General features: G+C 47.7%; 17 protein-coding genes. 7 read left to right on the forward strand and 10 right to left on the reverse strand.

The genetic code is table 11. From position 1 onward, the window contains the following. Positions 1-59 precede the first annotated feature (59 nt). The 4 genes from WBJ53_RS07585 to WBJ53_RS07600 form a co-directional block, all read right to left on the reverse strand. Positions 60-980, reverse strand: a complete 921-nt coding sequence (locus tag WBJ53_RS07585; RefSeq protein WP_338875468.1) for a DUF1338 domain-containing protein — start codon at positions 978-980, stop codon at positions 60-62. 98 nt (positions 981-1,078) lie between these two features. Next, positions 1,079-1,831 carry an acyl-ACP thioesterase domain-containing protein gene (locus WBJ53_RS07590; protein ID WP_338875469.1) on the reverse strand — a complete coding sequence of 251 codons (753 nt, stop codon included), beginning with the start codon at positions 1,829-1,831 and terminating at the stop codon, positions 1,079-1,081. 69 nt (positions 1,832-1,900) lie between these two features. Beyond that, positions 1,901-3,337, reverse strand: a complete 1,437-nt coding sequence (locus tag WBJ53_RS07595; RefSeq protein ID WP_338875470.1) for an ATP-binding protein — start codon at positions 3,335-3,337, stop codon at positions 1,901-1,903. 71 nt (positions 3,338-3,408) lie between these two features. Continuing rightward, positions 3,409-4,086: a response regulator transcription factor gene (locus WBJ53_RS07600; protein WP_338877168.1), complete on the reverse strand. Its 678-nt coding sequence runs from the start codon at positions 4,084-4,086 to the stop codon at positions 3,409-3,411. A gap of 560 nt (positions 4,087-4,646) precedes the next feature. On the opposite strand from WBJ53_RS07600, the gene WBJ53_RS07605 reads away from it, so the two are divergent. From WBJ53_RS07605 to WBJ53_RS07620, 4 genes are all read left to right on the forward strand, one after another. Continuing rightward, positions 4,647-4,874, forward strand: coding sequence for a hypothetical protein (locus WBJ53_RS07605; protein ID WP_338875472.1), 228 nt, complete (start codon positions 4,647-4,649; stop codon positions 4,872-4,874). Between the two features lie 24 nt (positions 4,875-4,898). Then, a complete protein-coding gene (locus WBJ53_RS07610) occupies positions 4,899-5,315 on the forward strand; it encodes a four-helix bundle copper-binding protein (protein WP_338875473.1) in 417 nt (138 codons plus the stop codon). 101 nt (positions 5,316-5,416) lie between these two features. Further along, positions 5,417-5,920: a pyridoxamine 5'-phosphate oxidase family protein gene (locus WBJ53_RS07615; RefSeq protein WP_338875474.1), complete on the forward strand. Its 504-nt coding sequence runs from the start codon at positions 5,417-5,419 to the stop codon at positions 5,918-5,920. A gap of 61 nt (positions 5,921-5,981) precedes the next feature. After that, positions 5,982-6,719, forward strand: coding sequence for a DUF3891 family protein (locus WBJ53_RS07620; RefSeq protein ID WP_338875475.1), 738 nt, complete (start codon positions 5,982-5,984; stop codon positions 6,717-6,719). Between the two features lie 56 nt (positions 6,720-6,775). Here the strand turns inward: WBJ53_RS07620 and glgX are convergent, their stop codons facing one another. The 5 genes from glgX to WBJ53_RS07645 form a co-directional block, all read right to left on the reverse strand. Next, positions 6,776-8,893 carry a glycogen debranching protein GlgX gene (gene glgX / locus WBJ53_RS07625; protein WP_338875476.1) on the reverse strand — a complete coding sequence of 706 codons (2,118 nt, stop codon included), beginning with the start codon at positions 8,891-8,893 and terminating at the stop codon, positions 6,776-6,778. 164 nt (positions 8,894-9,057) lie between these two features. Beyond that, positions 9,058-9,513 (reverse strand): PA2169 family four-helix-bundle protein, encoded by a 456-nt coding sequence (locus WBJ53_RS07630; protein ID WP_338875477.1) that lies wholly within the window; start codon positions 9,511-9,513, stop codon positions 9,058-9,060. Between the two features lie 113 nt (positions 9,514-9,626). Beyond that, positions 9,627-9,983, reverse strand: coding sequence for a DUF3140 domain-containing protein (locus WBJ53_RS07635; protein WP_338875478.1), 357 nt, complete (start codon positions 9,981-9,983; stop codon positions 9,627-9,629). 7 nt (positions 9,984-9,990) lie between these two features. After that, positions 9,991-10,203 (reverse strand): DUF2945 domain-containing protein, encoded by a 213-nt coding sequence (locus WBJ53_RS07640; protein WP_338875479.1) that lies wholly within the window; start codon positions 10,201-10,203, stop codon positions 9,991-9,993. A gap of 12 nt (positions 10,204-10,215) precedes the next feature. Beyond that, on the reverse strand, positions 10,216-10,941 hold the full coding sequence (locus WBJ53_RS07645) for an OmpA family protein (protein ID WP_338875480.1): 726 nt from the start codon (positions 10,939-10,941) through the stop codon (positions 10,216-10,218). A 430-nt stretch (positions 10,942-11,371) separates the two neighbouring features. On the opposite strand from WBJ53_RS07645, the gene WBJ53_RS07650 reads away from it, so the two are divergent. Continuing rightward, positions 11,372-12,568: a lipase family protein gene (locus WBJ53_RS07650; protein WP_338875481.1), complete on the forward strand. Its 1,197-nt coding sequence runs from the start codon at positions 11,372-11,374 to the stop codon at positions 12,566-12,568. Between the two features lie 51 nt (positions 12,569-12,619). Here the strand turns inward: WBJ53_RS07650 and WBJ53_RS07655 are convergent, their stop codons facing one another. Continuing rightward, positions 12,620-14,416, reverse strand: coding sequence for a cytochrome c peroxidase (locus tag WBJ53_RS07655; protein ID WP_338875482.1), 1,797 nt, complete (start codon positions 14,414-14,416; stop codon positions 12,620-12,622). A 244-nt stretch (positions 14,417-14,660) separates the two neighbouring features. Between WBJ53_RS07655 and WBJ53_RS07660 the strand changes: the two genes are divergently transcribed. Together WBJ53_RS07660 and WBJ53_RS07665 are read left to right on the forward strand one after the other, a co-directional pair. After that, positions 14,661-14,885, forward strand: coding sequence for a hypothetical protein (locus WBJ53_RS07660; RefSeq protein WP_338875483.1), 225 nt, complete (start codon positions 14,661-14,663; stop codon positions 14,883-14,885). A 64-nt stretch (positions 14,886-14,949) separates the two neighbouring features. Then, the gene (locus WBJ53_RS07665; RefSeq protein WP_338875484.1) at positions 14,950-18,360 is read left to right on the forward strand and encodes a SusC/RagA family TonB-linked outer membrane protein; all 3,411 of its coding nucleotides are present in this window, start codon (positions 14,950-14,952) and stop codon (positions 18,358-18,360) included. Positions 18,361-18,374: the final 14 nt, after the last annotated feature.

An 18,374-nucleotide genomic window follows, 5' to 3' on the forward strand; every position in this document is an offset into this window, starting at 1 on the left:
TATGGGTGCGCTGCCTATTAACTTGCTTTGATGCGAAGCAACTGTAAACCAATTACCAATCATCTACCAGTCTGGGTTGTAAACGTGCTTTCAAAAATTTTATCGGCGTTGCCCGTTTCGAAACCTTCGCGCCGGTGCTGTCGGCCAATTTGGTTGGCCGGTATGTTTTGAAATTCAGGAAGAACGCGCCGTTCGGCAAATTCAACATACGAGCCAGCTATTCGGAACACATCGCCACCGGCAAATTCAGCATCGATCATCTGGGCTACTGTCGATGCCTGCCGTAAATTACCATCAGGACTGATTTTAATAGTACCACCTGCCGAGTTGAGTTTGAAACCACGACGCTCCAGAAAAGCCACGAATTCATCAATTGTATTATAGCCTTCTTTCAGGTTATGAACGCTAATGGTAAAATGGTTCAGGTAATAGCGGTTATAAATGACCCAGGCCGCATATTCGCTTTCTTTTAACAGTGTCTGGTAATCGGCCAGGGTAGGAGTGTTCCAGAGCGGCTGGTGTAAAAACTGATCGACAGTAGGTGCATCGTCCAGGTCCAGAGCATCGACCGGATCGCTCGTTACCATGTCGGTATAGCGATGGATAATTTGCTGAGCTTCTGCTGATAATTCATGAACCCGCAACTCGCTGACAAAAATGCGCGGGTACTGAGGAGAAGGTGGCGAAAACCAGTTTGCGGTCAGTTTTTTTTCTATAAAATTATACTCGTCGCGTTTTTCGTAGCCGTAGTGCAGAAAAATTTTCTCGAAAGAAGCCAGACCGAGGTTGGGAACGCCCATCGTTCGGAAGGCAATGTGGTCGTTTTCAATGTCATCGGCTCGGCCGATGATGCCTTCGTTAATCATAGCGTCGATTACGTTCTGAACATCGGGAACCCGTTCGCTATACCGACGCATGAGGCCACTCATAACCCCATCCAGAGGAAGGGTATCTGCCTGTTTGTTTGATGATGAGATCATTTCAGTTGTTGGTTTTTGGTAGATGATTTATGGTTCATAGTGGTCCACTGGCTATAACCGTACTGCTGCGGAGCCACTAGGAGCCATAAACGATAAACCTATTTTTCTATTCGCCATTGACTTTGGGCGAGTAAGACATCTCTGGCCGAATTACGTTGTTCGATCCGCTGATAAACAAGTCCATCGTCTGTAGCTACGGACTGAATCTGTAGCAGATCGCCCCAATGCGTTTCGTTCCGGTAAACTAAATCAATTTCAGCTAATTCCCGCGTTTGTAGCGTATTTGTATCGATCGATTCCAGGAGCCATTGCACGTATGCCACATTGTTGACGTGCTGATTCTGATCGATACTGGTCCAGCCTACATCCACTTCTCTGGCCGGAGCCTGATCAAATGATGTGATCAGGTAATCGGGTTTGGTGGTGAGTTTAGGCAAGGGAGCAATGGTAGTGGGAACCGTTAGTTGCCGGATAAAGTCGGGCAGTGGCACCATAGTTCGTTTGTCGATACTAAATACGAGCCATATGCTGGAGGCATTGGTCAGCAGGGTATCATCATCGGCTAACACCCGAAAATCGCGATAGATAAAATATTTTTCGACAAAAGTAGGATACGTTATAACCCGAATGGTTTGTCCATAGCGTGGGTAGCGGTGCATTTGGAGCCGGAAACGCATCAGCATCCAGCCATATCCCCGATTTGCCAGATCGCTGATACCAATGCCATAGTCTATGGCATTTCGGTTAGCCGATTCCTGCATGAGATTCATTAGGGCGGTGATACTCAAGCGGCCGGAGGCATCGCACTCATAGCCACGTATGGTATACGTGTCTGTCTGAATGTAGGTCATGATACAAAGGTAGTGCTTCCGAAGAAAGTGGCAGTGGCAGTAGAATCGGTTCAGAGGCTATACCCGTTGTTATCGGTGACCGCCCGCCTGAAGAGCGGGCCTGGCTGGTGTATAGTCGGGTTCGATGCGTAAAGATGATGCCCTGCTTTTGAGATTATTCTGGATGGGCAACGTTATGCGGAAAGTTGTACCAACGCCAACCTTCGATTCGACTGAAATCTTACCCCTGTGTAGTTCGATAATACGTTTGGTAAGCGCCAGTCCAATGCCATGTCCTTTGATGGTCATGGTGTTTTCGGAGCGGTAAAATGGCTCGAAAATGTGTGACAGATCGGTGGCCGAAATGCCGTAGCCCTTATCGCTGATGGTGAGCTGTACTTGCCCAGGTTCAAACGAAATGCGAACCGTAACGCGACCATCGGGCGAGTATTTACAGCCATTTTCCATCAGGTTCTGAAAGGCTGTTTGCAACAACGATTCTTCTCCAACCAGAACGAGGTCTTCTTCCTGATCGGGCAGGTTATCGAAGTCAATATCGATTTGGTAATCGGGTCGTTTGTGAGTTATTTGGCTCTGAGCCTGCCAGAGTAGTTCATCGATCCGGACGGGCTGATACTTGAGGGCAGCAGCATCAGAACTAGCCCGAGCCAGGTCCAGCAATCCATTGACGAGCCTGATCATGTTTTTAACTTCATCGAGCAGACCATCGAAGGCAACTTCATACTCGTCTGTCGAGCGGGCCTGGAAACGCGTTACTTCAATCTGACCCATCATCACCGTCAGCGGAGTTCGGAGTTCGTGCGAAGCGTGCGAAACAAAACTCTTCTGCGACACAAAGGCTTCTTCCAGACGGCTTAGCAGCGCATTGAACGTACGGGCCAAATCGGCCAGCTCATCGCGCTGACGCCCAACGCGAAGCCGTTCGTGAATATTGGTGGCCGATATGGCATTTACCTGGGCTATCAACTCCGAAACCGGCCGGAGCGCGTCTGTCGCAAACAGGTAGCCTGCAATGCCAACAATGAAGAGACATAATATCCAGCCGAAAATCAGAATCTGGCGCAGGCGATCAAGTTTACTGAAACCATAGCGATCGTTACCCGACGAGACAATAATGAACGATTCGCCATGTTGGGTCTGATAGCGAACACCAACAGCTTCAATATCGTCTAAACGCAGATATTGAGCTTTTTTTAGCGAGACTTTCTTTAAAAAGCTGGGCGTAATGGGAAAGCGCGGCTGGGTATTGTTCTCATTGTAAAGAACAGTGCCGCGGTCGTTATAAATTGTAATTTGCTCATTCGTAATCACGGGCAGGTCGGCCTGGGGAACTTCACCAACATCTTCGCGCAATCGAACGGTAGTGAGGGCTTTTTCTTCCAGCCGCTGTTCAAACTCCTGCTGTCGAAACTGATCGTAGAGGTAATAGACCGATACCGAAAATAGTAATAGAATCGACGCTACCATTAATACGAAAAGCAGAGTCAGTCTTGTGCGGATATTCATTTCCTGAGTAGTTAGGAGTGAGAAGTCCGAACAGAGCGTCGATCCCGATGTCTATTTTCAACTACTCTGTTCTATTCTTCTTTTAGCATATATCCCATGCCAATCACCGTATGGATGAGTTTCTGGGAGAAATCTTTATCAATTTTTTTACGAAGGAAATTTACGTAAACATCAATAACATTGGTGCCCGTATCGAAGTGGATATCCCAGACCTTTTCGGCAATATCGACTCGCGATACGACCCGCCCCCGGTTCCGCATCAGGTAATCGAGTAAGCCAAACTCTTTGGCTGTCAATTCGATCCGTTTGTTTCCGCGCCGGGCTACTTTCTCATTCAAATCTAGTTCAAGATCGGCTACTTTCAACACATTCGACTGAAGGCCAGCTTCATTTCCTCGTTTGGTAAGCGCTCGCAGCCGGGCCATTAGTTCCCGAAACTCGAAAGGTTTTACCAGATAATCGTCGGCTCCTGATTCGAAACCTGTTAGTTTGTCATCTACCGATCCCATAGCCGTCAGCATCAGAACGGGCGTGCTAACTCGTTCCTGTCGAAGCGACTGGACTACGTCGAAGCCGTTCATCTTAGGCAGATTAACGTCCATAACGATAACGTCGTAGGAATTGCTGAGTGCCATATTTCGGCCTAATTGTCCGTCATATGCCACATCCACTTCGCAGGATTGCTCCTCTAAACCCTTTTTTACGAACGAGGCCAGTTTAGGCTCGTCTTCAACAACCAGAATCTTCATGTTGGCAACATACATAGCTATTTTCTGAATTAAAAGCGACAAACCAGTTTATTAGTTTGTAGGATTGTTATTGAGCGGTAGTTTACTTTTAAAAGTACAATTTTACAGAGCTTCATAGCCAGCTTATTATGGCTTCAAAGCTCTATAACTGACTGGTAAACATAATTTTTCATGAATGATTAATTATTAATAAAGTTTTAATCCACTTTTCTGCGCAATGAGTAACTGATTTAAGTTCTTCAACAAGAAATAGTGTACGTAATTTACAGAAATGCTTCTCTGTTTCGATAGTCTTTCCGCCCGTATGGTACTGCCGATTTTTTGGGTCTACAGCGGCTATAATCAGCTACTTCTGAGGAATAGCATTGGGTAAAAACATCTACAGTTCTCAGGTCAAATTCTACACTTACCAGTTTAGCCAGGGTATTAAAAAGAACTTGTCATTAGAGGGTTTTATTTTCTATGAGGTTGATAATGAGTGATGTCTGATAAATACGCTCATGCTGGCAGAACCCACAAACGGGATTGGCACAATAAAAGCACATAACTAGATAGAAAAGATGACCAACACGATGATGTGGACACCAACTCATTTTCCTGCCGCAATGCGTTCGCTTAACCCAAGCACTCGGGCTAAAGCGATCGAAATTGCCAATCGCCTGCTAGAGCAGGGCATGCAGGATAAACAGCAAGTTGTAGCGCTTAGTGTAGACGAAGCCCGTCAGTGGGCGCGTTTGGTTCAGTCTCAGTCAATGAATAAAGGTTGGCAGCCTCGGGCCAATCCCTAACCTGGTATAAACTCAACTCTGGTGATGATCTGGAAAAAAAACATTTACGATTCACTGACTGGCTGTGCTGCCCTCTGTGATGAATTTGCTACGGAATGTTCACGGGCAGAAGATATTGAAAACTGGTATCGTAGTATTTTTTTGAATCTCGATTGCGCCGATATGTGTCGTCAATTGGCCATGCTTTATGTTCGGGGTTCTGAAAATACCCGTCTGCTGGCCAAAGCCTGCATTGAAGTATGCGAAAAATGCGCGCAGGAAGTGAGCCAGTTCGATACGCAACGCTGCCAACAGGTGTATGCCATGTGTCAGCAAACTATTTGTAGTTGTGTAGGTATTCTGGATATGGCCTATCAGACCGATGTAGAGGCCAACAACCCAACCACTACTCCCGCATCGTTGTTCTACGGAATCGACCTGCGCGAAACGCTTTATAATTAATAAATAACTCATCGTCAGTCAGTAATTATCAGCCGTTAGCTGGAACCCGTTTCCCGTTCGACTGACAATTATTGGCTGACGATTTTTTTATGACTAACGTTATGGAAACTAAACCACAGGTAAACAAACAGCTCGAAAAAGTGAGAGAACTGGTTGAAGACATTCGAATTGCCATGATGACTACCGTTGCTGATGATGGCCGTTTGGTGAGTCGGCCAATGGCTGCTCTGCAAATGGACGAAGATGGTACGATCTGGTTCTTTTCGAAACGTACGGCTCCCAAGGTTTCTCAGATTGATCACAACGCGCATCGGGTTAATCTGGCTTTTGCTGATGTAGGCGATGCCGATTATGTGTCGATATCGGGTACGGCCGATGAACTGGTCGATCGGGCCAAGATCGATGAACTCTGGAATCCGCAGGCTAAAGCCTGGTTTCCTGATGGAAAAGACGATCCTGAATTAATATTGCTGAAAGTTCATACTGAAATGGCCGAATATTGGAACGCCAGCGACAGTACGATGGTTAGGTTATTTCAGCAGGCTACCGCAGCAATAACCGGTAATCCGCCAAAAATGGGTGAAAACCAGAAGGTGTATAATTAAAGAGCAAACAAGCGAAAGAGCGAATTGGGCTGCCCACTCTTTCGCTCTTTTACTTTATTGAATGATTGTTAATCAAACAGATTGGGGTTGGGAGATCATTAACCAACAGGCACATGGATTGCTGGCGGTTCAAATGGCTTTGCACTGGCAACCCGACAGCCGCCCTGTCAACTGGGCCGAAACATTAGTTGCCCTTACTGAACACGACGATGGCCAGGACCCCTGGGAAGGGCGTCGGCATCTTACAAAAGTAGGTGCTCCTTTACCCTTTCAAATTCCGCAGTACTCAGTAGATCAGTGCCGACGGATGATTGAAATTGGTTTGCAGAAAAGCTACTGGAATGCGCTGCTGCTCTCCATGCACACCTCGTTTCTGTATGAATCCAAACGAGGAAGTGATAAAGCCCTCGATAAATTTCTGGATGAGCAGGTTGCAAACCAGACAAAGTGGCGAAAGCACTACAAGGTAATTAAGGCCGAAGCACAGTATGCCTATGACTTTGTGCAATGGTTCGATGCGCTCTCGCTGATTTTGTGTCTGAATCAGGTACCTGTGCAGGAGCGTCGGCTGGAAATCAGCACGGGCCCCGATGGTACTGTCTATTTTATTCTGCAGCGTCGCGATGGTTCTTTATGTATTGACCCCTGGCCGTTCGATGTGCAGGAGTTAGCCGTACACGTCGAAACATTTCAGCTTAGTCAGGTTGTCTTTTCCAACGACAACGAGTTGCGCTATGCCCTTCAGAAAGCTCCCGTTGTTCGAAAAGAGTGGGTATTTAAGAAATATAGTGAAGTATAAAAAAAAACCGCCCGAGGGCTTTCGGGCGGGATACGAAACAGGCGATTAGTATAGACTTATCGTAAACGAAATAAAATGCTCGATCGGGGCGGTATGGTATACTGTTGCCCACCCGGCGCTGGTTCAATGTCTGGGTTAACTTTTCCCGAATACGTATCAACAACTACATGCCAGGCTGGATTTTTTTTGTGTCCTTTTTTAGGGAGCATAAACGGAATCTCCTCCCAGTAAGCATTCAGAACCCAGAGCAACTGCTGGTGGCCTATATCCTGCCCATCTTCGGTTTGTTCGTCGACCCGGTGCCCATCAATAAACAACGCCAGGCAGTGTGTATATGGATTATTGATGTCATTCTGCGTCATTTTATGCCCATCGGGCCGGAGAAAGCTAATCTGGTCTGTTTCGAAGAATTTCCGTCGACTCAGAATAGGCATATTATGCCGAAGAGCCGTAAGCTGACTCGTAAAATCGAACAGGGCCTGTTGGTTTTCGTTCCAGTGCCAATCCATCCAGCTAATGTCGCTGTCCTGATTATAGCCATTGTTGTTACCCTGTTGCGTACGCCCGCATTCGTCGCCCATAACGAGCATGGGGGTTCCCTGGCTCAGAAATAAGGTTGTCAGGAAATTTCGTTTCTGACGTTCGCGCAGGGCAATTATATCCGGATCATCGGTAGGACCTTCGGCTCCGCAATTCCAGCTTAGGTTGTCGTTTGAGCCGTCGCGATTATCCTCACCGTTTGCTTCGTTATGTTTATCGTTGTAGCTGACCAGATCGTTAAGGGTAAAGCCATCGTGGGCCGTAATCAGATTAATGCTATTGGCTGGCGAACGACCATCATTGCCGTACAGGTCGGGGCTGCCTAATAGACGTAAAGTAGCTTCTGCCGCTCTGCCATCGTCACTTTTCCAGAATGCCCGAAAGGTATCGCGGAATTTACCGTTCCATTCGGCCCACCGAACCGGAAAACTCCCTACATGATACGACTGGATATCCCAGGGTTCGGCAATTAATTTTACCTGAGTCAGAATAGGGTCCTGAGTCACTGTGTCCAGAAATGACGACACGCGTCCCTGTTCTTCATCAGTACGGATTAGCGCCGATGCCAGATCGAACCGGAAGCCATCAACGTGCATGTCGGTTACCCAATAGCGGAGGCTATCCATCACCAGTTGCAATACGCGCGGATGGCTCAGGTTGAAGGTGTTGCCCGTTCCGGTATAATCCATGTAATACTCGGGCTGGTCGCCAACCTGATGGTAATAGGCCCGGTTGTCGATACCCTGGAAGGATAGCATTGGGCCAAATTGATTACCTTCGGCCGTATGATTATAAACCACATCCAGAATAACTTCCAGCCCTGCTTTGTGGAGGTTCTTAACCATCTGCTTAAACTCTGTAACCTGTTGCCCGGCCATACCTGACGACGAATAGGTATTCTGCGGAGCAAAAAAGCCGATGGTATTGTACCCCCAGTAGCTTTCGTCGGTAAACTGATGAACGGGCAATAGTTCTACAGCCGTAACACCTAGCTTCTTCAAATAATCGATGCTTTCCTGCGAGCCTAACCCGGCATACGTTCCACGGATCGATTCGTCCATTGTTGGGTGCAGGTGCGAAAATCCTTTCACATGCATTTCGTAGATCACCGAGCGATGGAGCGGAATAGCCGGAGCCTGATCATCTTCCCAATCGAACGATGGGTCGACCACGACGGATTTTGGCATGGTTGGCCCACTATCTTCTTCACTCATGATAAGATAGCGATCGTCGGAAGGGTTTTTATAGTCGTACCCGAGCCAGGAGTCGTTGTGGGTTACGGGCGCATTAATCGCTCGTGCATAGGGATCGAGCAACAGTTTGTTGGGGTTAAAAAATAAGCCAGCTTTAGGATCGTAAGGACCTTCTATCCGATAGCCATATAACTGGCCGGGTTGTAAACCCTCGATGTAGATATGCCAGACAAATTCGGTTCGTTCCGAAATGGGAATACGAGCCGTTTCGCGACTGGGGTCTTCGGCATCGTATAGGCAGAGGTAAGCACCAGTACTATTTTCACTGAATAAGGCAAAATTAACACCTTCGCCATCATAAGTTGCTCCGCGTGGATAAGGCTTGCCCGGTTTGAACTGAACGGCTTCCGGGTCGGAAGCTGTTGATATATGTTTACTCATAACGTTTAATGCAGGAATGGTTTATACCCATATAGATAAACTGCGAATGAAAACGAATGTTTATTCATGAGAAGTTTTATGTCTTTCATGTATTTATTTTGTATTTTATTGTACACAAAAAAGCCTGTTCCCAATGGAAACAGGCTTTCCGATCCCACCATTCACTACACTACCAAGGCCAGACGAGCCATCGAGGCATGAGCCGACTCGATGCTCTGTTTTTGTCGCAACAATAATTCGCGAGTGCTGGCAACTAAGTCTGTTTCCTGAAGTACAGAATTATAGTCTTCGAGGGATTCCTGGTCTCCTCGTTTGCACTCTTCTACGGTTGCCTTATCATCATTGCTGGAAAACGCCGTTTTTACGTTGATCCAGGCACGGTGCATATCAGCAGCAAAGCTTGTACCACTATCAGGATCGCCACCCAGCGATCTGATTTCGCGGTCTAATTCTATCGCAAATTCTCCTCGCTGACGCGACTGCGCCATAAACAGGCTTTTTAATTCGGTATCTTTCACATTTTCGGCCGCTTCCTGGTAGCCTTTTTCAGCATCGTGGTTGCGGGTTAGCAGGCGGTTTAACTGATCGAGGATTTCGCCCCGGCTTTCTTTCACGTTCATAACGTTTAAGTTTGGTTGTGTGTTGAATTGAAAAAGTTTCGTAACGTTCGTTGAGTTGAGTAAATCAGAAAGGTAATTGCAACCGGTTTTTCAAAAAGACCGAATGCCGAAAACTATTTCCTGGCGGGGTTATGTCCCCAGTTTTTTAATGAATATTCCCAATTCGACCCTTCTATTTCGTTTGGCCGCTGAGCACTGTGGCGTTTAATATAGCCGACTACTTTGCGCATATGCTCATAGTCGCTATTGGATAAGTCGGCCGATTTTTTATTCAGAATGCGAATAATGTTTCCGCCCGATTTATGGCCTGTCGACTCACTGCTATCGTTGTCTTTTTGCCCCACTGCTTTCGACTCGTCGGTTTGCAGCCATTTTTCCATCTGAGAAGCCGACATATTGACGAGTTCATCAAATTCATGTTTAATCTGCTTCTTTTCCGTCTCGTCGAATGTGGTGGTTGCAGTTGCCATGTTGAGTCTATTGTTTAGTTACCTCACTTGCCGATTTTATAATCGTTTTGTCGCCCTGTTGTAGAACGAGAGCCGGTTCGCTGGGTGAACCTTTGCGTTTCACGCGTGTTCCCTGAACCGTTCTGGTTACATCCTTCGGGTGAACTTCGGCAACGGTGCCTTCAGCTTTTCCTTTTCCGTACGTCCATTCTACCTCATCGCCTTTCTTCACCGTTGCCATTGTCTCACTGTGTTAGTTGGTTGAATCCAGCTTACCATCTTTAGCGTCGCGCTGCATTGCCTTGTTGGCATAAACCGCTATATCGACCCGCCGGTTTTTCCGACGGCCTGCTTCGGTTGAGTTATCGGCAATCGGTTGCGATTCGCCATAGCCCATCTCATCGACCCGCGATGTTTTCACACCCTGGGCTTCCAGAAAACTACCCACTGCATCGGCGCGCTGGCGCGATAGTTTCAGGTTGTGATCTTCAGAACCTGTTGCATCGGCATGACCTTCAATCCGAATGTCGGTGTCTGGATAATTATTGAGGGTCTGCGCAAAGTCTACCAGTTGCTTTTTGGTTTCAGGCTTTAGCGCGTAGGAGTCCACATCGAAGAGAATATCGGAGCCGAACGTAATTTTGATTCCTTCACCTACCCGTTCGACCTGCGCATTCGGCATACTTTTTTTCATTTCTTCGGCTTGCTTATCCATATGCCGACCAATTACGGCACCCGCAGCACCACCTACTGTGGCTCCAATGATTGCGCCCAGAACAGTATTTCCTTTTGCGTATTTATTGCCAATAATACCGCCTACTACGGCACCACCACCAGCACCAACAGCGGCACCTTTCTGGGTTCTGCTCAATGAATTTTTCTGCGACTTACAACTTGTGATCATACCGCCCGACAAAATGCCCGTCATCAGAACAATGGCAAGCGATTTTGATCCGACTGATTGAAGTTGACGTTTCATAACGTTGTGAATGATTGATACTGATTACTATTAGCCAAATGCTATACCAATTTGATAGGATTACTTTTTTTAGGCGTAAGTTTATGGAATAGCTACGCGGTAAGTGTCTATTTTACAGTTAGTTGTTTCGTTTTAGTGCCGAATAAAAAAGATTTTGCAGTGTATCGGTAGTGTAAAGACAACGGACTAAAGCGGGAAGTCGAATGCCTACTTTGTGGAGCGATTTCTACAAATACCACATTCTTTTATATTGTTCGGGATTGGGTGATCCGCTGGTGAAAAAATCTGGTAAGTTATTTTTGTTTGTTTTAAGGGGTTGATATAGAGGGCTTTGTGGTATTTTATTTATCGCCGGTATAGCAAACGAAATTGATTTTTCATGCGTTATTTTACCGACACGAGTAGCCTCTCGTCTCTCTTCTGAGCGTTCATGATTAGATTTAAATCGTTTTTATCGCTGTGGCTGGTAGCGACTCTGCTCGTACTGGCCCCAATGGGTTGTAAGCAGAATGCGGTCGATGATTCTGTTACACCTGTTACCCGAGTACTTACCAATAGTTCATTAATTGGGGAATATACACCCGATCAGCTCCGTAGTCGGTTTACGGGATCAACCCAGTTGCTTCAGGTTTTCGTGCGGTATGGCATCAGTGTATACCGGCTCGAATACACCACAACCAATACCGACGGCAAGAGCATTACAGCATCGGGCGCGGTAATTATTCCCAACACAACAACTTCAGCATCGTTGTTGAGCATGCAGCACGGCACCATTACGCAGGATGCCGATGCGCCGTCGAATTTTCAGTCGACAAGCGAGGTCTACACATTTGGGGCATTGTTCGGTTCGCAGGGATACATTATTTCGGCACCGGATTATATTGGTTATGGTGCTTCAAAAGATATGCTGCATACCTATGAACAACGCAACGGGCTGGCAACGGCGTCGCTCGATATGCTGCGGGCCACCCGCGACTTTCTGAGCGATAAAGGCGTAAGCTGGAATAAAAAACTCTATATAGCAGGGTATTCGGAGGGGGGATATGCTACACTGGCATTGCAGAAAAAAATTGAGGAAGAAACCGGTTCCGAATTCAATCTGGTAGCATCGAGTTGCGGAGCTGGCGCTTACGATAAACCGGCGTTTATGAATCAGCTTATAAACGAAACCACCAGCGGTGATCCGGCAACAAACCAGCTCTATTTGTGGGTGCTCCTCACCTACGATCGATTATATAGCCTCAATCATCCGATGGCTTATTATTTTAAAGAACCTTATGCAACGCAGATTGCAGCGCAGGGAAAAGATGCCAGCATAAATGTTAGCCTGAATCAGACATTTACCGATAGCTTTAAGCAAGGTATAAACGACGGAACAGACAAAGGTTTTCTGGCAGCCGTACAGGATAACGATATTCACGACTGGAAACCCCTTACGCCAACCCGGCTCTATCATGGCGATGCCGATAAAACGGTGTCGTTCCTTAATTCGCAGAATGCCTACGATGCCATGACAAAGCGTGGTGCAGCAAATGTTCAGCTTATTCCGATCAAAGGAGGAGATCACTACACCTCGGTCATTCCGTTTATTTCTGGTACCTACGATTTCTTTAGCTCGTTGCAGTAGCCACAACCTCTTTTGTTGTCCAACGGGCGCTGGTTGCTTTTATGAAGACCGTTACAGTGTCTTCATAAAAGCAACCAGCGCCCGTTTTTCTTTCGTTGTCAGGCTGAGTTTGTCGAAAGGAAGCGTTTGGTTCTCTAACTGAAAGCCCAGGCCATTTCCTCCACCTTTATTATAGAATTCAACTACCTGCTCCAGCGTCTGGTAAACGCCATTGTGCATATACGGAGCCGTTTGGGCAACGCGCCGGATGGTGGGTGTTTTAAAGGCTTTCTGGTGAATGTCGATTTTGGTTATTTGATAGCGACCCGCATCGGCATCGGGTACCTGTTCGGCCAGGGTGGCGGGGGCACCCAGTACTTCGCTCTCTGTTTTGATGTAGGCGGGCGGAATGGTGCCATTATAGAGCGGAAAAAAATGACAGGTAGCGCATTTGCCCTTGCCCATAAAAATGTTAAAACCAGCTTTTTCTTCGTTCGTCAACATAACCCGTTCGCCACGCAGGTAGCGGTCGGAGCGGGCATTGAGACTTACCAGTGAGCGAACATAAGCCGCCAGTGCATTTTTTAGATTGGTTTCGGTCAACCCATCTGAGTAGGCTTTAGAAAACAACGTTCGATACGTAGAATCATGTTGCAGTTGTGCAACGGCTTTGGTCAGCGAGCCGCCCATCTCCTGTGCATTATGGACAACGTCCGCTATCTGGTCTTCCAGAAAAATAGACCGGGAATCCATAAACTGAAACGATTGAAACGCAGCATTGACAAGTGTGGGGGTGTTCCGACCAATTCGGGTTTTAGCATCGAGAGCTAATGGCGACGGTTCGCCATCTGTAAACGCCCGGTCGGGGTGGTGGCAACTGGCGCAGGTGCGCTGGCCATTGCCCGAAAGAATTGGATTGAAAAATAACATTCTCCCGAGTTCGGTATGGCTTACTGTTGGCTTTGGCAGGCCATAGGGCTGGAAAAACGTTGGATCGAATGCATTTGTGTCAGACAGGGTACGGGCCGACTGGCGTAACATCCGTTTGTCGGTTGCCAGCGGATAGCCAAGGGCTAATTGCGCATCCAGCAACTGGCGACTCAGTGGATAGGCATATTTTCTAATAAAGGTAAGCCGGTCGAAGCGGTCGAAGGATTGGGCTCGCAACGCACGAATCGTTTGGTGGATGGTTTGGTGGAGCTGCTTATTGAGGGCCGCGTCTGTATCCTGAATCGGAAAAAGCAGCAGGGTGTTATCGAGACTTTCGAGTGCCGCACTGGCCTCGGGTAATGAGTGCTGAACAATGGGCGAGTCGAAACCCGTAATTCCCAGCGTAATCAGGCGATCGACTTCCAGCCGCATGGCGTCAAAAATCTGCCCTTCGGTCATTTCGTTATAGCCAGCCACCCGACGCAATTGGCTGATGGTTGTTTGCATTCCGGCAATTTCGTGGAGCAACTCGGAATGCTGGGCGCTATCGAGCGGAAAAATCAGTTCTTCAATAACCTGAAAACCGTGTGGCCGAAATACCGTAGCCACCCCATCGTCTACTTCGCCTTCGGGCAGGGGAGGGCCATTGAGTGCTTTGGCTGATCCCGAAAAATAGAACTCCGTCAGAAATTCGATCCGTTTGTAAGCCAGTCGTGCTGCTCGGAATCGATGCTGGACAATGGCTTCCGTAGGGTTGTGCTGCACCGCTAATTGCAGATGAGCAACGGTTGAATCGAGTTGTGCCAGGTTGGTCAGATACGCTGTCCTGACCGATTGTCGTGGCAACGAAGTTTTCTCTGGATACACAAAGCTCATGATCAGCGCGCCCGTAATCAGCAGGCAGCCCGTTACCGACAAACAACGTATCAATAAGTTCATGAGGGGTGCTGCAAGAGCAGCTGGTTTCCCGCAAAAGTAGTCAAAAGGGTTGCTTGTAAAGAATGGGTTGGCGATTTATCCGGACTTGAAAATGGCCACTAAGGCTATACTGAAATGACATATCCGGGCCTGGAATAAGCTTTTTTTAATACCTGTTAAAATAAACTTAAAAAAATAATTTTCCAGAGTAGTCTTTTCAAAGTGCCCCCCCGTACTATATGCGAACTGCCTAAACGATAGGCTGATGGCAACTGAACGCAGCAGCTACTTAATTAATCAACTGATTAGCAACAACCTGTCGGAGGCAGAGCTAGACGAATTTTTGGCTGGCCTTCATCAGGACGATATGCTCAACGCTTATTCGGATCAACTGGAAATTTATTTCACCAAGCTCCTCAACCAACACGAACAGTCTATAATCCAATCAGAAACCGAAAACCATCCAGTTCTCAAGCAAAATCAGATTTAAATACCTACTCACTACGATTACCTGGTCGATTAAAAACTATTGAATCCCTCAAAATAAGTCACGCATGAACACAAAGTCTACCTATTGCCCAATGCTGAGGCATCTGTTGGCAGTCACCTTGCTGGTGGGGTTATGCTCTACGTGCACGTTAGCCAAAGGCGGCAACGTGTTAACGTTTGCCCGAACAATTACCGGCACCGTTACGTTAGCGGCCGATGGACAGCCTATTGCCGGTGCTAACGTTCTGATTAAAGGCACACAATCTGGCACCGTTACCGATAAACGGGGGGCTTATTCGATTACTGTGAACGACAACAACGCGGTACTGGTCTTTTCGTTTATTGGCCATAAAACGCAGGAAGTTCAGGTCGGAAATAAATCGGTGATCAATGTGTCGCTGGTTGAAAACAACGAAGTTCTGGGCGAAGTTGTCGTAACGGCTCTGGGTATCAAACGCGAAGCGCGGTCGCTGGGTTATGCTGTTGGCGAAGTGCAGGGAAAAGACATCAGCCGGGTGGCTCAGGAAAACGTGCTGAATTCACTGGCGGGTCGTGTGCCGGGCGTTCAGATCAACTCAACAGGCCCAACGGGCTCGTCGGTGAGTATGATTATTCGGGGCGCTAAATCGCTCAACACCGATAACCAACCGCTGTTTGTAGTTGATGGTGTGCCCATTGCCAATACACTGAATAACGTGAGCCAGGTTGGTAGCGACAACCGTGTCGATTATGGTAACGCCATTTCGGATATCAATCCCGAAGACATCGAAAACATCTCGATTCTGAAAGGCCCCAGCGCGGCTGCTCTCTATGGTTCGCGTGCTGCCAACGGCGTTGTGCTTATTACGACCAAAAGCGGATCTAAGTCGCAGAAAATGACCGTATCGGTATCATCGAACACGGTATTCGATCAGCCCTATAAGTACCTGAAAATGGGGCACCAGTTTGCTACGGGTGTGCTGCCTTTTACGCCCGACAACAACCCCTATCCGGGCGGGATTCTGCAAATCGACGAGAGTTCGGCGGGGGGCGTAGGACCTGAACTCGATAAAGGGTACAATGCCATTCAATGGAACAGTCCGACGGATGCTAGTGGTAATAAAGTTCCTTCGCCACTGGTTTCGCACCCCAACAATGTTCGCGATTTTGTTCGCACGGGCGTTACGAGCACCAATGGCGTGTCGATTTCGAATAACTCAGAGAAAGTTACGTATCGGGTTTCGTATTCGAATATGACCAACCGGGGTATTATTCCAAACTCCGATCTGTTCAAAAATACACTGGCTATCAGTTCGAACCTGCGAATCAACAATAAACTGACACTGAGCACGAACCTCGATTTTAGCCGCAACAATTCCAACAACCGGCCAGCGGGTGAGCGCGGAACAAACCCCTTGCAATGGGCCTATGCGGTAGGGTCGCACATCGACATCAACGACCTGCGCGACTACTGGGTGCCGGGTAAAGAGGGCTTGCAGCAAAAATCGCAGAGTATTGGCAACTACAACAACCCCTGGTTTCTGGCTTATGAAGTTAACAACAGCTTCGTGCGCGACCGGGTATTTGGGAACCTGAAAGCCGAGTGGCAACTTACGCCCGACATTAAACTGATGGGTCGCTATTCGCTCGATACCTATAACGAGCAGCGCGAAACCAAAATCGCCAAGAGCTATACGGGCGAACCAAACGGTGCCTATGGATTGATCAACCTCAAACGCTACGAGCGGAATGCCGATTTCCTGGCTACCTATACCAAGCGGTTCAACGATTTGGGGGTTGTGATTTCGGCCGGTGGTAATAACCGGTATTCGCAATCGAGCGACATCAGCAACAGCAGTAAGAACGGTGCTGGATTGGTGATTCCAGGTTTGTATACCATCCAGAACATTGCTCCCAATAACCTGCAATACAGCAACTATCTGTATAAGAAGGCCATCTACAGCGTGTATGGAATGGCAAACTTCGATTATAAAGACATGATTTACCTCGACCTGACTGCTCGTAACGACTGGTCGAGTACGTTGCCTGTCGATAATCGCTCCTATTTCTATCCGTCGGCCTCGTTGAGCGTGCTACTGAACGAAATGTTCCATATCAGAAATGTGGATCTGTTTAAGGTGCGGGCGGGCGTTGCGCAGGTAGGTAACGATGCAAACCCCTACAGCCTGTATGCCACGCTGGGCGATGCAGGTGCCTGGAATGGCGTAACGCGTCTGAATAAATCGAGTAGTATTCTGCTGCCGAACCTGAAGCCTGAAATTGCTACCTCATTTGAGGTCGGTATCGATTATAACATGTTCCATAATAAACTGCGGTTTTCGGGAACGTATTATACATCGGACAACCGCAACCAGATTCTACCAACGCAGATTCCGTCGTCGTCGGGTTTCACAACCAAAAACATCAATGCTGGTTTGCTCGAAAGCCGGGGTGTTGAATTGTCGCTTGGCGGAACGCTGATCGACAAAGGTGGTTTGCGCTGGGATCTGACAACGAATTTTACGAAGAACACCACCCGTATCAAAGAACTGGCCGATGCCTTACCATACTACACGCTGTGGACCGATGCTAAGGGCGGTGCCTGGACTTATGTAGGCGATAAAGTTGGTGATATTTATGATGCACAGATCATTACCGTTACCGATAAAAGTTCACCTTACTACGGTTATCCAATTCTGGACAACGACGGGTCGTGGCAGAGCAAAAGTGCAACAAATTCAAAAAACAAGATCGGCAACTTCAACCCGAACTTCATGCTGGGTGCGCAAAGCTCGGTGTCGTATAAAGGCTTTACGCTGAATTTCTCACTCGACTGGCGGTCGGGCGGGCAGTTTGTGTCGCAGACATACCGGTATATGGAGTCTGATCTGCGGTCGCAGCGTTTTCTGGATAATCTGATCAATCCGGGTGGCCGGACTGGCGATGAGCTGCGCAACTGGCTGGTTGCCAATCAGGATGAGTACATTAAAATTCACGGCAATTTCTTCCCGATTGTGGGTGGCCCAACGGCAGCCTACGGCGGCTATCCGTTTGAATTTGGGGGCAAAACCTATGCATATGGCGTATTTAACCCTGGTGTAATTGCGCAGTATGATTCGCAGGGGAACATCACGGGCTACACCGAAAATCTGGGGGGTGCCGGTACGAAGATTATTCCATACGGCGACAACTATCCCTGGAGCTTCACGCGGGCGGCTACCTTCGATGCCGATTTCGTAAAACTTCGTGAGGTATCGCTTGGATACGACATTCCGGCCAAATTTGTGAAGTCTATTGGCTTGCAGAGCGCCACATTCTCGGTCTACAGCCGGAATATCATTCTCTGGACAAAGGCTAAAATCAACGTCGATCCTGAAATGGCTTTTCAGCCACAGGCTAGCCCGCAAGCAGGAACCCAGTTCAAGCAGGGTATCGAGCGCTACAACGTAATGCCCTGGGTTATTCCGGTCGGTTTCAAACTTGGTCTTACATTTTAAATAAGGGCATAGGG

The organism is Spirosoma sp. SC4-14, assembly GCF_037201965.1.
Lineage (GTDB): Bacteria > Bacteroidota > Bacteroidia > Cytophagales > Spirosomataceae > Spirosoma.

Excerpts from the sequence above, each read along its gene's own strand:
- WBJ53_RS07630 (WP_338875477.1), bottom strand. The coding sequence starts at position 9,513 with ATGAACGTGAAAGAAAGCCGGGGCGAAATCCTCGATCAGTTAAACCGC.
- WBJ53_RS07600 (WP_338877168.1), bottom strand. The coding sequence starts at position 4,086 with ATGAAGATTCTGGTTGTTGAAGACGAGCCTAAACTGGCCTCGTTCGTA.
- WBJ53_RS07645 (WP_338875480.1), bottom strand. The coding sequence starts at position 10,941 with ATGAAACGTCAACTTCAATCAGTCGGATCAAAATCGCTTGCCATTGTT.
- glgX (WP_338875476.1), bottom strand. The coding sequence starts at position 8,893 with ATGAGTAAACATATATCAACAGCTTCCGACCCGGAAGCCGTTCAGTTC.
- WBJ53_RS07605 (WP_338875472.1), top strand. The coding sequence starts at position 4,647 with ATGACCAACACGATGATGTGGACACCAACTCATTTTCCTGCCGCAATG.
- WBJ53_RS07635 (WP_338875478.1), bottom strand. The coding sequence starts at position 9,983 with ATGGCAACTGCAACCACCACATTCGACGAGACGGAAAAGAAGCAGATT.
- WBJ53_RS07640 (WP_338875479.1), bottom strand. The coding sequence starts at position 10,203 with ATGGCAACGGTGAAGAAAGGCGATGAGGTAGAATGGACGTACGGAAAA.
- WBJ53_RS07665 (WP_338875484.1), top strand. The coding sequence starts at position 14,950 with ATGAACACAAAGTCTACCTATTGCCCAATGCTGAGGCATCTGTTGGCA.
- WBJ53_RS07655 (WP_338875482.1), bottom strand. The coding sequence starts at position 14,416 with ATGAACTTATTGATACGTTGTTTGTCGGTAACGGGCTGCCTGCTGATT.
- WBJ53_RS07660 (WP_338875483.1), top strand. The coding sequence starts at position 14,661 with ATGGCAACTGAACGCAGCAGCTACTTAATTAATCAACTGATTAGCAAC.
- WBJ53_RS07650 (WP_338875481.1), top strand. The coding sequence starts at position 11,372 with ATGATTAGATTTAAATCGTTTTTATCGCTGTGGCTGGTAGCGACTCTG.
- WBJ53_RS07585 (WP_338875468.1), bottom strand. The coding sequence starts at position 980 with ATGATCTCATCATCAAACAAACAGGCAGATACCCTTCCTCTGGATGGG.
- WBJ53_RS07620 (WP_338875475.1), top strand. The coding sequence starts at position 5,982 with ATGATTGTTAATCAAACAGATTGGGGTTGGGAGATCATTAACCAACAG.
- WBJ53_RS07615 (WP_338875474.1), top strand. The coding sequence starts at position 5,417 with ATGGAAACTAAACCACAGGTAAACAAACAGCTCGAAAAAGTGAGAGAA.
- WBJ53_RS07595 (WP_338875470.1), bottom strand. The coding sequence starts at position 3,337 with ATGAATATCCGCACAAGACTGACTCTGCTTTTCGTATTAATGGTAGCG.
- WBJ53_RS07610 (WP_338875473.1), top strand. The coding sequence starts at position 4,899 with ATGATCTGGAAAAAAAACATTTACGATTCACTGACTGGCTGTGCTGCC.
- WBJ53_RS07590 (WP_338875469.1), bottom strand. The coding sequence starts at position 1,831 with ATGACCTACATTCAGACAGACACGTATACCATACGTGGCTATGAGTGC.